Below are 13,182 nucleotides of genomic sequence, written 5' to 3'. Positions count from 1 at the left end.
TCGTTCATGCTTTACGGGCAGCGCCGGGCGCCGGGGAACTTTCCCGAAACAGGCGATTTAGATCGGCAACGACCTGCCGTGCCTGATGCCCGGAGGTCATGCCGAAAAGGATGCGGTCGGACGCCGCTTGCTGGAACGCCATGTAGCCGTCATGGCGTGGCCGCACCAATGCGCCTTCCAGCGTCGCGCGCGTATTCCGATAGAAATTGCCGGTCGCGTCGTTGACGGTCTGGTCCTCCCAGGCCGCGGCATGGCCGGGCTGGCCGCCGGCGGCGGCATAGGGACCGCGCTGGACATCGCCGCTGGCGACCCAATAGGCGAAGTCGATCGCGGCATTCCTGGCCTTGGAGAAGGCTGAAATGGCTATGCCGGTGCCACCGAGCGCCGAACCGATCGGGCCGGCGGAACCGATCACCGGAATGTCCGCAAAAGCCAGCCGGTTCTGACGAAAACCAGCCGCCGCATAGGAGACATAGCCATAGATCAGCGGCGCGCAGACGATCCTGGAATCGGCCTCCGCCATGCGCTCCGAGACGGCAATCGGATCCATCTCGAAACAGGCCGGCTCGACCAGCGCCGCAATCTCGCGCATTGTCTCGAAGACGTCGCTGCCGATCTCCACATCGATCAGATCGTGGGACGGATCGGTTGTGCAGGCATGGCCGAGATTGCCGGCCAGCGTGTAGAGCGCCATCAGCACGTGAGGCGGGCGCAAAGGCAGCAGCACTCGGCCTTTGCGGGCGAGATCGAGCACATCGCTCCAGCGCGCCGGCGGCGCATCGAGCGCGTCCGGCCGCCACGCCTGGACTTGGCTGGCCGCGTCGATCGGGAAGGCCCATTGCCGCCCCTGCCAGTTGTAGCTCGGATAGGACTGGCCCACGCTGCCGGTGGCTAGCGCTGCAAGTTCCGCCTCGCGGCCAGCGACATCCAGCGGCTCGAGGCAGCGCTCCGCCGTGATCTGGCCGACATGCGGATGATCGATGACGATAAGATCATAGGCGCGCGCCAGTTCCTCGACCGGGAAGGATTCGAAATCCTGCAGTGAGCGCTTGTCCCATTCGATGGTGATGCCGGTCTTTTGCTTCCACAGGGATGAGCAAGCGACCATCGGGTCGTAGCCGCGCGGATGGCTCCAGGTCATGCCCTTGAGTGTGGGCACGCTCACAGGCCGAACTCCTCGCGGATTGCAGCGCTATGCTCGCCGATGCGCGGTGCCGCCCGGTCGACCTTGGCTCTGACACCATCGACCCGGAGCGGCGAACTGGTGGTCAGGATCGAAACATCGTCCTCGCGCGTCACCGTCTGCAGCATATCGAGCGACTGGAACCCTTCGCTCGCCAGCACCTCCGGCCAGGTCAGCACCTTGGCGCACCAGATGTCGGCTGGCTCGAGGATATCAAGCCATTCGTCGATGGTTTTAGTGGCGATCCGTTGTGCAATAATCGCCTTGATGTCGTCGCGGGCGGTGAACCAGGATGCCGGCTTGTCGCGATAGGGTGCCAACTCATTAAGCGACAGCAGATCGGCCAACTTGGGTATCGGCGTCATGGCGATGGCGAGATAGCCGTCCTTGGCCGGGTAGACACCGTAAGGCGCCGACAGATAGGCGTGCGCGCTGCGGAAACTGGAGCGCCTGGGCAAGCGGCGGCCATCATTGAGATGCGTGGTCAATACCTCGAACTGGAAATCGACCAGCGCTTCCAGCAGGCTGGTTTCGATATGGCTGCCCTGGCCGGTGATGCCGCGCCTCACCAGTGCCGCCAGAATGCCTTGCGCGCAGGCAGCACCGGCCAGTATGTCGCCAATGGCAAGGCCGAAGGGCACCGGTCCCTGGTCCTCGTCGCCGTTCAGCCACATCACGCCGGAACGCGCCTGCGCCAGAAGGTCCTGGCCCGGCCGCTTGACCCAAGGGCCGTCCTCGCCATAGCCGCTGATCGAGGCGTAGACCAGCCGCGGATTGATCTTGCGGACCGCCTCATAGTCGAAGCCGAGCCGCTCGATGACGCCCGGTCGGAAATTCTGGATCAGCACATCGGCCTTGGCCAGCAGCCCGCGCAACACCTTGAGATCGGCGTCGTTCTTGAGGTCGATAGCAAGACTTTCCTTCGCCCGGTTGATGGCATGGAAGATGGTGGAATCGCCGCCGATCTCGGTGTCGCTGAGATAGAGCCGGCGCGACAGGTCGCCGCCGTCGGGGCGCTCGATCTTGATCACGCGGGCGCCGAGATCGAGCAGCCTGAGCGAGCAGTACGGGCCTGACAGGAACTGGCTCATGTCGACGACGACAAGGCCGGCGAGCGGCAATTCGGCTGCAGCCGGCATCGTTATTTCTCCGTCTTGCCGACGAAGTCGGCAGGGTTGCGGTACTTCACCGTCTGCAGGTGCTCGCAGTAGAGAACGAGCTCGCCTTCGCCCTTGAACACCTCATAGCTGGCGCGGATCAGCCCCATCTCCTTGTAGCGGGGCTTCTTGTCGAGGTTGGAGCGGATCGAATAGATCGTATCGCCGATGAAGACAGGCTTTATGAAACGCAGCTTGTCGTAGCCATAGGAAAAGGCATTGATGCAATTGGTGGCGACCAGCCCGAGGCCGGCCGAGAAGACGAAAGCGCCGGCGATCAGCCGCTTGCCGAAAATCCCTTCATTCTCGGCAAACATCTGGTCCTGCACATAAGGGTGGATGTCGAGCACCAGCGTGTTGAACAAATGGCTGTCGCCCTCGGCCATCGTGCGCCGTAGCGAACGGATCTTCTGGCCGACCGGCCAGTCCTCGTAGAACCAGTTTTCGGCATTCCACACCGGCAGCGCGGCATGATCCGCCGGCATGTTGCGAGGGTGCGTCGAGGCGACGCCGACCGTGGGAGCGAAATCGTTCATGGCTGGCTCCGCCAGTCCTGCAGGAGGTTCCGCGCAGCCATTTGAATACGCGTCAAGGCGCCTGAATGCACGACGTCTCCTCCCGTCAATCTTCTCTTGTAAATATTCTTTTCACATATGGGATTACGATGCAAGCACGAAGAGGCGAAATTTCAGCCGCTCCCGCGCGCCGAAGAGGCGGCGGGGAGGGGAGGAATTCATGCGCAAAGATTGTCTGGTATTTGTCAGCAGCCTGGACCGCGATACCGGGCACGCCAGCGAGATCGGCACGCGGCTGTCCGTTGGTGCGCTGAGCGCCGGCAAGCAGCCGCATCGAGCCTCGCACTCAGCTCAAGCCTGTTGTATTGCCGAGAGCTTCCAGTTCGAGCCATTCTCACGCACGAATGTCCACAGCTCGGTCGTCTCGGTCGGGCGATCATCGCCGCCTTCGACGACCCTGCCGCTGGACCGTTCGCGCGTCACGTCACGAGACTCGTAGCGCAATGCGGCCGTGGCGTAGTCGCGGTCATCCTCGCGCCAGCTTTCCGCGATGTCGGCCTGCAGCAAGGTGATGTCCGTTACCTCGTTCCTAAGACCTTTCTGGGCATTGTCGGCCAACTCCTCCGACAGATAGGACACCATCTCGGGGGTCGTTGCGCGGCGCAGAGCGGCATGGTCTTCGCGGCCGAATGCTTCCTGGACATCAGTCAGCAACTGCTGGAATGCGTCGAGGTCGGTCTGGGCCAGCGTGATCTCCTCGGAACCGGTGTCCGGAGAGCCTCCCGAACCGCCGCCAAAGCCGGGAATCGTGAAAGGGCGTGCAGTGCTCGTCTGCTGCTGTGTCGTCGCACGGTTCTCAAATCTCGACGCTTGGGCATTGCCGACGCCGGCCAGCGCAGGGGCGGGACCGCGCGCGGATTGCGAGCGGAAGAACCTGATGGCCAGCATGATTGCGCCACCGATAAGCAGGGCCTGAAGCAGGAAACCGAACATGCCGGCGAGGCCGCCGAAGCCTTGGCCGACGAGCAGGCCGATCAGGCCGCCGAGCAGCAGACCGCGCATCATCGTTCCACCGAAGCCACTCATGAAGCCCGGCCGCTGCAGACCGGCCTGCGGCTGCCGTGCCGCCGGGTTCACACCGGTGGTGGGCGTCATCGAACGCTCGACGGGAGCGGTCGGCGCTGGCGCGGTTCTGGTCGGCGGTGCCGATTGGAACGTACGCATGCCACGACTGCCGAAACTGCCGCCGCGACGGGCCTCGGCATGATCCATCGCGACCATGGAGAATGCGAGGAACAGTCCTGCAAAGAGAGCTGCAAATCGGCTTGTGCGGGAAATCATCGGGATGGGCCTTTATCGATGCGGTTTTGAAGTTTTCAGCAAACGCCGGCCCGGGTGCCGGGCGTCATGCGGTCAATCGAATAACTCTTCGAAGAATGATTTCTTCCGCTTCGGATAGCGGTGGCCCTGCGAGCGGGAATAATCGTCATCGCGGCCATGGCCCTGTTGCGGCTGGGAGAATGCTGCCGGCTGCGGTGCTGGCGACGCCTCCCTGCCGGAACGCTCGATGATCTTGTCGAGTTCGCCTCGATCAAGCCAGACGCCGCGGCACTGCGGGCAGTAATCGATCTCGATACCCTGGCGTTCGCTCATCACGAGCGCGACGCGGCAGGAGGGGCAAACCATACCAAGGAGGGAAGATGTCATGTGGGGCTCCAAACCAAAAACGATTTGAGCCCGCTTGACCGAAAAGGGTGGAAACGGGCCCGTTAAAGCGGTCCGACATCACAATCGCCAAAAGCGAGTGTCAGAGGGGCCCGGCCCGCACGGGACAGTTAGGAGTGCGGAGCCGTGCCTTCAAGGGCGATGTTGCCGGCAATGTTGATTTGTTCGCCATCTCTGCTCAAACCGTCACCACGATCTCAGATCGTCACCACGATCTTGCCGAACTGCTCGTTCGACTCCAGGTAGCGGTGCGCCTCGACGATCTGGTCGAACGGAAAGGTCCGGTCGATGATCGGCTTTAGAGCCCCAGTCCCAAGTCCTTCGAGGATAAACGCCTTGGCGGCCTCCAGTTTCGCCGGGTTGCCGGTGATCTCGTGGACGAGGTAGCCGCGCAGCGTCAGTGTCTTGCCCAGCACGGCGGACAGTGGGAACGGCGTCGGCTCGCGGCTGAGGCCACCATATTCGATCAGGATGCCGCCACGCGCCATTGCCGCCGTCAACGGCTCGAAGATCGGGCCGCCGATCGCATCGAAGACGACGCGCACACCTTGCGGTCCGGCAATCTCGCTCAATCGCGCCGCCAGATTCTCGTCGGCCGAGACCACGACATGCGCCGCACCGGCGTTGAGCAGCGCCTGCTTCTTGGCTGACGTTCGCGTCACCGCGATCGTTGTCGCGCCTACACTATTTGCTATCTGGACGGCGGCAAGCCCGACACTGCTTGAGGCCGCGGTGATGACAACGGCATCCCCACCGCTAAGCCTGGCAATATCGATTAGCGCGCCATAGGCGGTGAGATACTGCATCCAGACGGCCGCCGCCGTTTGCCAGTCAAGCGACGGCGGATGCTTGACGATGAGCCTAGAGGGATAGGTGACCACCTCGCCATAAGCTGGCCAGCGAACCATCGATCGCGGCGGGATGACACTGACCGCGTCCCCCGGTGCAAAGTCGTTCACGCCTTCGCCCACGGCCTCGATAATACCCGCCGCCTCCAGGCCAAGCTCGGAAGGCAGGGTGGGCGTCTCGATATAGGCGCCCGCGCGCAGCAGCGCCTCGGCGCGATTGAGGCCGAGCGCCTTGACGCGGATTTGGACTTCGCCCGGACCCGGTCGGGGCAATTCGACATCCTCGATGCGCAGAACCTCGGGACCACCATGCTGGTGAAAGCGAACCACACGTACCATTCGGGAGACTCCAAATTATCTGAACCGAATGAGCTATGCAGCTAGGCTTGTCGGGGATAAATGGCTGTAAGGGAGAACAGTAGGAACCAGGAGTTTCGAATATGGATCGGCTTGAGAGCATGGCCGTGTTCGTCAAAGCCGTCGACCTCGGCTCGTTCGCGGCCGCGGCGATCGCGCTGGACCTGTCCGGACCGATGGTTGGCAAGCATGTCCGGTTTCTCGAGGAGCGGCTGGGTGTGCGGCTGCTCAACCGGACCACACGCCGGCAGAGCCTGACCGACTTCGGACGCGCCTACTATGAACGCTGCCGGGTGGTGCTGGCCGAGGCCGAGGCCGCCGATGCGCTCGTCGCCGACCAGTTCTCGGAGCCGCGTGGCAAGCTGCGCGTCACCATGCCGGCGCATTTCGGCCGTCACTGCGTGACGCCGGTGCTGCTGCGGCTGGCGCGGCAATATCCGATGCTGGAACTCGACCTGTCGCTCAGCGACCGCTTCGCCGATTTCGCCGAAGACGGCTACGACCTTGCCATCCGTACCGGTACCCTGGACGACAAGGCGGGGGTGATCGCCCGTCGCGTCGCTCGCCAGGATATGGTCGTCTGCGCCGCGCCCGCCTATCTCCAAAGTCACGGCGAACCCCTGCGGATCGAGGATCTCGCTGACCATCATGCCATCGTCTACCGCCGGCTCGGCCAGATCGTTCAGCCTTGGCTGTTTGCGCGCGAGGCGCAACCGACGCAGGAGATCATGCCGACCGGCCGGTTGCGGCTCGACGATCTCGATGCCATAGGCGACGCGGCTGCCGAGGGCATGGGGGTCGCCTGGCTGCCCTACTGGCTGGTGCGTGACCGCATTCAGACCGGCGCGCTGGTCGCGCTGCTGCCGGACCAGCCGCGGTACCTCTACGACTGCCACGCCCTTTGGCCGCAGACGCCGCATCTGCCGCTGAAGGTGCGGCTTGCCGTCGATGCGCTGGCCGCCGCCCTGCCGAAAATGATGGCCTGGCCGTAGCGTCCGCCTCTCGGTTAAGATCGCGCCGATGTTCCTTGACCTCGGCACGGTCGACGATCAGTTCGTCGCCGCCACGCGTCGACAACAAGGACACACCTCAGGTTGCTTCTGCAAAGCCGATGAAAGAGTGCACGCTCTGGGTCTTTGAGGCGTCGCGTTCCAGTGCCATATGAAAGTGGCCGACTGAATGAGCGCATTGCGGGAGGGACGGTTTATGACCAAAGGTTCGGATTTGTTCGTCGCGGCCCTCGAGAACGAAGGGGTCGAACGGATTTTCGGCATTCCGGGCGAAGAAAATCTCGATATCGTCGAATCCATCCGCCGCTCCTCGATCCAGCTGATCCTGACCCGCCACGAGCAGGCGGCTGCCTTCATGGCCGCCACCTATGGCAGGCTGACCGGCAAGCCCGGAGTCTGCATCACCACGCTTGGCCCAGGTGCGCTCAATCTTTCTACCGGTTCGGCCTATGCGCTGCTCGGCGCGATGCCGATGATCATGATCACCGGCCAGAAAGGCATCCTGTCATCCCGGCAGGCGCGCTTCCAGATCGTCGACATCATCGCGGCGATGAAGCCGCTGACCAAGCTGTCGCGCCAGATCGTCTCGCCGAAGATGATCCCGTCGCTGGTGCGCGAAGCTTTCCGTGTCGCCCAGGAAGAGCGACCGGGGCCCGTGCATCTGGAACTGCCGGAAGACATCGCAGCGGCGGAGTGCGAGCCGATCGCACTGGTGCCGACGCACCCGGTCGAACTGCCGCTGGCCAGCCCGGGCGCGCTTGATCGCGCCGCCCGTATGATCATGGAAGCCAGGCGTCCGCTGTTGATGTTCGGCGCGGCGGCGTCGCGGCCGCGCTTGACCTCCGATCTCGCGCAGTTCGTGTTGCGCACGCAAATTCCCTATTTCACCACGCAGATGGGCAAGGGCACCGTGCCCGGCGGCACCGAGCTCTATATGGGAACAGCAGCCCTTTCGGAGCGCGACTATGTGCACGAGGCCATCGAACAGGCCGATCTGATCATCACCATCGGTCACGACACGGTCGAGAAGCCGCCCTTCATCATGGGGGCGAAGGGGCCGAAGGTGATTCATGTCGGCTATCAAACGGCCGATGTCGAGCAGGTCTATTTCCCACAGGCCGAAATCGTCGGCGACCTCGGGCCTTCGCTGGCGCTGCTGGCCGACCGCATCGAGGGCAATATCCCCAACGCGCAGGCCCTTCTGCCGCTGCGTGAGGGTATTTTGAGCCGGATCGCCGCGCGCGCTACCGAAGATCGCTTCACACCGCAGCGCATCGTGCATGACGTTCGCGCCGTGATGCCGGCGGACGGCATACTCTCCCTCGACAATGGCATGTACAAGATCTGGTTCGCGCGCAACTACCGGACGCGGATGGCAAACACGCTGCTGCTCGACAATGCGCTGGCCACCATGGGCGCGGGCTTGCCGTCGGCGATGATGGCGGCACTGCTCTATCCACAGCGCCGCGTCATGGCCATCTGCGGCGACGGTGGCTTCATGATGAACAGCCAGGAAATGGAGACCGCCGTCAGGCTCGAGCTCAATCTCGTCGTCCTGCTGCTCGAGGATCACGCCTACGGCATGATCCGCTGGAAGCAGGCGGTCGACGAGTTTCCGGACTTTGGCATGACCTTCGGCAATCCCGACTTCGTGAAATACGCCGAGGCCTATGGCGCCAAGGGGACCAGGGTTGGCGCGATCGCCGAATTGCGGCCAGCGCTGGAACAGGCCTTCGCCGGCGGCGGCGTGCATCTCGTCGTCGTGCCTATCGACTATTCCGAAAACATAAGGGTGCTTGTCGACGAGTTGCGCGAGCGGCTGCCGACGACACAGGCGCCCTGACGGCGGCGGCAACGCCGCCACCAGGATTGTCGACCTATCCAGATCGGCCGCCGGATGGCTGCGTGGCATGGACAAGGCTCGATGTGCCGCGCAGCCGAAGTTCCTAGACCTTGCAGTAAGGCGTCACCGGTACGATGGTGCCGAAATCCCTAGCGATCTCGTAGCCGATGCCGTCGGCCGCCGCCTTGCCGACAAGTGAAAGTGAAATATGATGCCTAAGCGGGTTGCGGACGAGGCCATTCTCAGCGCGGTCGATGACGGCTTCGCGCGACAGGTCGCGTTTCTGCAAGACCTCGTGCGTTTTCCCTCACAGCGTGGCGAGGAACATGCCGCACAATCCTTTATGGCCGCCGCGTACGAAGCGGATGGCTATGCGGTCGACATGTGGCGCGTCGATGTCGATGCGATTCGCGACCTGCCGGGTTTTTCACCCGTGGCAGTCTCCTATGACGATGCCTTCAATGTCGTTGCCACGCATACGCCGCGAAACGCATTGGGCCGCTCGCTGATCCTCAACGGCCATATCGACGTCGTGCCGACGGGGCCGCTCGACCGCTGGGTGCGCGACCCCTACGATCCGGCGATCGAAGATGGCTGGATGCATGGCCGCGGCGCCGGCGACATGAAGGCCGGCCTGTCCGCCTGCCGCTATGCGCTGACCGCCTTGCGCAGTCTCGGCTACCAGCCGGCCGCGAACGTTTACCTGCAGTCGGTGGTCGAGTGCACCGGCAATGGCGCGCTCGCCTGTCTGCAGCGCGGCTACCGCGCCGACGCCGCTTTCATTCCCGAACCGCTGGAACCGCGACTGATGCGTGCACAGGTCGGTCCGATCTGGTTCCGGGTCGAGGTCGACGGCGATCCGCGGCATGCATCCGGGGCTTTCTCCGCCGGCGCCAATGCCATCGAAAAGGCCTTCGTCATCATCCAGGCGCTGAAGCAGCTCGAAATCGTCTGGAACGCGCGCAAGGTCGATGACAAGCATTTCCACGGCCACCCGCATCCGATCCGCTTCAACCTCGGAAAGATCGAAGGCGGCGAGTGGACGTCGAGCGTTCCGGCGCGCTGTGTCTTCGAGATGCGCGTCGCCACCTATCCCGGCCAGAAGCTCGAAGATGCGAGAGCCGAGCTCGAGGCTTGCATCGCCGATGCGGCCCGCGCCGACCCGTTCCTGGCCAATCGCCCGCCGACCCTCACCTACAATGGCTTCATGGCCGAGGGCTATGTGCTGGAGGGCGCCGACAAGATGGAGGCTGTGCTGCGCCGCAGCCACACCGCCGTCTGGGGCGAGCCGCTGACGGAACACGTCACCTCGGCGACGACCGATGCGCGTTTCTTCGGCCTCTACGCCGACACGCCGGCGATCGTCTACGGCCCGATCTGCCGCATGCCGCATGGCTATGACGAGGCAGTCGATCTCGACTCGGTGCGCAAGGTCACCCAGACGATCGCCCTGTTCATTGCCGACTGGTGCGGCCTCGAACCCATCGATCCCGAGGTCAGGTCATGAGCGCCGCGATGTCCGATGCTTTCGGCGAAACACTCGCCGAGGACGCGCCTGACGTCTCGACCACCGACGCGCTCGCCATCCTGCGCCGGCACTACGGGCTCACCGGCGCCGCGCGTCCTTTGCCTGGCGAACGCGACCACAACTTCCATATCCAGACCGACGGCGAGGGCGAGTTCGTCCTGAAGATCTCCCATCCGGCGGAAGAGGCCGGCTTCACCGACTTCCAGAACAAGGCGCTCGACCACATCCTCGCGGTCGACCCGGCCTTGCCGGTTCCCTCGGTGCGCAAGAGCCTTGAGGGCGAGGCGCAATTCACGGTCAGCGTCGGTGGATCGGCGCCGCGCATCATCCGGCTGGTCACCTATCTGCCCGGCCAGTTGCTGTCGCGCTCACCCCCGTCAGCGGCGCAGGACCGCAATCTCGGTATTTTTCTCGCTCGCCTTGGCCGGGCGCTGCGCGGTTTCTTCCATCCGGCCGCCGGCAGCGACCTGCTTTGGGATATCCGCAAGGTCGCCAAGACGCGACCGATGATGGCGCATATCCCTGACGCTGGCCGGCGGGCCATGGTCGAGCGCGCAATCGACTCCTTCGAGGAGCATGCGGCGCCGGTCATACCGAAACTGCGCGCCCAGATCGTCCACAACGACATGAACTCCTACAATGTGGTGATGGATGCTTCGCGGCCGGAAGTCGTGATCGGCATCCTCGATTTCGGCGACATGATCCATTCGCCGCTGATCTGCGACCTCGCCATCGGCGCCGTCTACCGTTGGCCGGCGGAAGGTCATCCGCTGGCGCCGGCCGCGCGCTTCGTCGCCGGCTATCAATCCGTGCAGCCGCTCGAGGCCGAAGAGATCGGCATTCTCTTCGATCTGATCCGGGCCCGTCTTGCGCTCATCGCCAACATCGCCAGCTGGCAGGCGGAGCGCTTCCCGGCCAAGCGCGACTATGTGCTGCGTCTCGCCACCGAAGTGTGGGCCTCGCTCGAACGGCTGGACGAACTCTCGTCCACTGACGCCCGCCGCTATTTCCTCGACCATTCCAATCCGGAGTAGATGCTCGTGTCCCAGTCCTCGCCATATCCTGCAAATGCCGACGCGACGGCATCGGAGCGCGCGCTGCTCGAACGCCGAGCCAGGCTGCTCGGGCCGACCTACCGCGCCTTCTACCGCAACCCGATCCATCTGGTGCGCGGCAGCGGCGTGTGGCTCTACGACGCCCAGGGCCGCAAGTTCCTCGATGCCTACAACAATGTCGCCTCGGTCGGGCACTGCCATCCGCGCGTGGTCGAGGCGCTGTCGGGGCAGGCCGCGACGCTCAACACCCACACGCGCTATCTCAGCGAAATCATCCTCGACTACGCGGAGAAACTGCTCGGCACCGTTCCGGCCCATCTCGGCCACGCCATGTTCACCTGCACCGGCAGCGAGGCCAACGACCTCGCCATCCGCATCGCCCAGAATTCCAGCGGCGGCACCGGGGTGATCATCACCGATTTCGCCTATCACGGCGCCACGATCGCGACGGCGCAACTGTCACCCGCGGCGGTCGGGGCAAAGGGCGTGCCCGCGCAGCATCGGACCGTGTCGGCGCCGGACACGTTCCGCGACCATGGCCGTGCCGCGCATGATTTCGCCAAGAACGTCGCCACGGCCATCGAGGACATGCGCGCAAAAGGTATCAAGCCGGCAGCGCTGCTTCTCGACTCGGCCTTTTCCAGCGACGGCATCTTCTTTCCCGATGCGGCGGTGATGCGGGAGGCGGCCGATATAGTCAAAAAGGCCGGCGGCATCGTCATCGCCGATGAAGTTCAGTCCGGCTTCGGCCGGCTTGGCCAGGGCATGTGGGGTTTTGCCAACTATGGCATCGAGCCGGACATCGTCACGATGGGCAAGCCGATCGGCGACGGGCATCCGATGGGCGCCGTGCTCGTGCGGCCGCGGCTTGTCGCCTCCTTCGGCTCGAACACCGGCTACTTCAACACTTTCGGCGGCAATCCGGTCGCGGCGGCCGTCGGCCTCGCCGTGCTGGACGTGATCGAAGGCGAGGGGCTGATCGCGAATGCGCGCGATGTTGGCGCCTATGCGGCTGACCTGCTGCGCACCCTGCAAAGCCGGCATGGCGCGGTCGCCGATGTCAGGCACAACGGCCTTTATTTCGGTGTCGAGCTGACAGCGGACGGCGAGGCTCTGGCTGCCACCAAGACATCAGCGGTTGTCGAAGCCATGCGCGAGGACGGCGTTCTGATCTCGTCCTGCGGTCCGCGCGGCAATGTGCTGAAGATCAGGCCACCTCTGCCGTTTGCCAGGGACAATGCCGAGCAGCTGGCCGAGACGCTCGATCGCGCCCTGTCGAACTGGTGAGCGGGCCGAACGCATGCTGAAGCTCGAACATCAAACCCTGAATGACCGCGCCTATGGCGCGCTCAAGCAGGAGCTGATTTCCGGTGGCTTCAGCCCGGGCCAGACACTGGTCATCCGCAAGCTCGCCGAGACGTTCGGCATCTCGACGACACCGATCCGCGAGGCGCTGCAACGGCTTGTCGCCGAGCGGCTTCTGGAGATGCAGAACAACCGCTCGGTCATCGTCCCCTTGCTGTCCGCGCCCGCCTTCGAGGAATTGACGCGCATCCGCATCGCCGTCGAGGGGCTGGCGGGCGAGATGGCGGCGACCAGGATCAGCGAAAGCGGGCTGGCTGACATACAGGCGACCCTTGCCGGCATGCAGCGTGCCATCGAGGCCGGCGACGCCAGGGCCTAGCTGACGCTGAACGAGGCCTTCCACTTCGCCATCTACCAGCACGCCGACGCGCCGATCCTTTTGAACATGATCCGCGATCTCTGGGGACGGGTCGGGCCTTATCTCAAGCTGCTGATGCAGGCCGATCGCTACATCCCGCAGCCGAATGACGCGCATCGCAAGATCGTTGCCGCACTGGAGCAGCGCAGCGGTTCCACTGTGCGGATTTTCATAGAAGAGGACATCGCCATAGCGGCTGCGGTTCTGTCGGCAAACCTTGGCAAGGTGAAGTGACTGC

At 64.0% G+C, this 13,182-nt stretch carries 12 protein-coding genes and 1 pseudogene; 6 read left to right on the top strand and 7 right to left on the bottom strand.

All coding sequences use genetic code 11. From position 1 onward, the window contains the following. Positions 1-4: 4 nt before the first annotated feature. The 6 genes from NKH19_RS02920 to NKH19_RS02895 all read right to left on the bottom strand — a co-directional run bounded on the left by NKH19_RS02920 (position 5) and on the right by NKH19_RS02895 (position 5,767). On the bottom strand, positions 5-1,165 hold the full coding sequence (locus tag NKH19_RS02920; RefSeq protein ID WP_352981730.1) for an extracellular solute-binding protein: 1,161 nt from the start codon (positions 1,163-1,165) through the stop codon (positions 5-7). Then, positions 1,162-2,322 carry a CaiB/BaiF CoA transferase family protein gene (locus NKH19_RS02915; RefSeq protein WP_352981729.1) on the bottom strand — a complete coding sequence of 387 codons (1,161 nt, stop codon included), beginning with the start codon at positions 2,320-2,322 and terminating at the stop codon, positions 1,162-1,164. Before NKH19_RS02915 ends, NKH19_RS02920 begins: the two co-directional genes overlap by 4 nt. A gap of 2 nt (positions 2,323-2,324) precedes the next feature. Next, positions 2,325-2,876 carry a MaoC family dehydratase gene (locus tag NKH19_RS02910; RefSeq protein WP_352981728.1) on the bottom strand — a complete coding sequence of 184 codons (552 nt, stop codon included), beginning with the start codon at positions 2,874-2,876 and terminating at the stop codon, positions 2,325-2,327. Between the two features lie 330 nt (positions 2,877-3,206). Beyond that, complete coding sequence (locus NKH19_RS02905; protein WP_352981727.1) at positions 3,207-4,196, bottom strand: Tim44 domain-containing protein; 990 nt, start codon at positions 4,194-4,196, stop codon at positions 3,207-3,209. 72 nt (positions 4,197-4,268) lie between these two features. Beyond that, positions 4,269-4,562 carry a TFIIB-type zinc ribbon-containing protein gene (locus NKH19_RS02900; RefSeq protein WP_352981726.1) on the bottom strand — a complete coding sequence of 98 codons (294 nt, stop codon included), beginning with the start codon at positions 4,560-4,562 and terminating at the stop codon, positions 4,269-4,271. Between the two features lie 215 nt (positions 4,563-4,777). Continuing rightward, the gene (locus NKH19_RS02895) at positions 4,778-5,767 is read right to left on the bottom strand and encodes a zinc-dependent alcohol dehydrogenase family protein (RefSeq protein WP_352981725.1); all 990 of its coding nucleotides are present in this window, start codon (positions 5,765-5,767) and stop codon (positions 4,778-4,780) included. 101 nt (positions 5,768-5,868) lie between these two features. Between NKH19_RS02895 and NKH19_RS02890 the strand changes: the two genes are divergently transcribed. Together NKH19_RS02890 and NKH19_RS02885 are read left to right on the top strand one after the other, a co-directional pair. Next, the gene (locus NKH19_RS02890) at positions 5,869-6,777 is read left to right on the top strand and encodes a LysR family transcriptional regulator (RefSeq protein ID WP_352981724.1); all 909 of its coding nucleotides are present in this window, start codon (positions 5,869-5,871) and stop codon (positions 6,775-6,777) included. Between the two features lie 214 nt (positions 6,778-6,991). Beyond that, entirely contained in the window at positions 6,992-8,638 is a 1,647-nt protein-coding gene (locus NKH19_RS02885) for an acetolactate synthase large subunit (protein ID WP_352866882.1), read from the top strand. A 103-nt stretch (positions 8,639-8,741) separates the two neighbouring features. Here the strand turns inward: NKH19_RS02885 and NKH19_RS02880 are convergent, their stop codons facing one another. After that, on the bottom strand, positions 8,742-8,927 hold the full coding sequence (locus tag NKH19_RS02880; RefSeq protein ID WP_352866918.1) for a hypothetical protein: 186 nt from the start codon (positions 8,925-8,927) through the stop codon (positions 8,742-8,744). On the opposite strand from NKH19_RS02880, the gene NKH19_RS02875 reads away from it, so the two are divergent. The 4 genes and pseudogenes from NKH19_RS02875 to NKH19_RS02860 all read left to right on the top strand — a co-directional run bounded on the left by NKH19_RS02875 (position 8,850) and on the right by NKH19_RS02860 (position 13,178). After that, entirely contained in the window at positions 8,850-10,145 is a 1,296-nt protein-coding gene (locus NKH19_RS02875; protein ID WP_352981872.1) for an ArgE/DapE family deacylase, read from the top strand. The two genes, NKH19_RS02880 and NKH19_RS02875, sit on opposite strands and share 78 nt — an antisense overlap. Then, positions 10,142-11,200 (top strand): phosphotransferase, encoded by a 1,059-nt coding sequence (locus NKH19_RS02870; RefSeq protein ID WP_352875656.1) that lies wholly within the window; start codon positions 10,142-10,144, stop codon positions 11,198-11,200. Before NKH19_RS02875 ends, NKH19_RS02870 begins: the two co-directional genes overlap by 4 nt. Next, on the top strand, positions 11,201-12,508 hold the full coding sequence (locus tag NKH19_RS02865) for an aspartate aminotransferase family protein (protein WP_352981723.1): 1,308 nt from the start codon (positions 11,201-11,203) through the stop codon (positions 12,506-12,508). Then, positions 12,459-13,178, top strand: a pseudogene (locus NKH19_RS02860) (GntR family transcriptional regulator). The gene NKH19_RS02865 and the pseudogene NKH19_RS02860 overlap by 50 nt, the downstream one beginning before the upstream one ends. Positions 13,179-13,182: the final 4 nt, after the last annotated feature.

This window comes from Mesorhizobium sp. M1338, assembly GCF_040318045.1.
GTDB lineage: Bacteria > Pseudomonadota > Alphaproteobacteria > Rhizobiales > Rhizobiaceae > Mesorhizobium.
The sequence above is the reverse complement of the archived record's forward strand: the minus strand, read 5'-3'. Positions and strand labels throughout refer to the sequence as shown.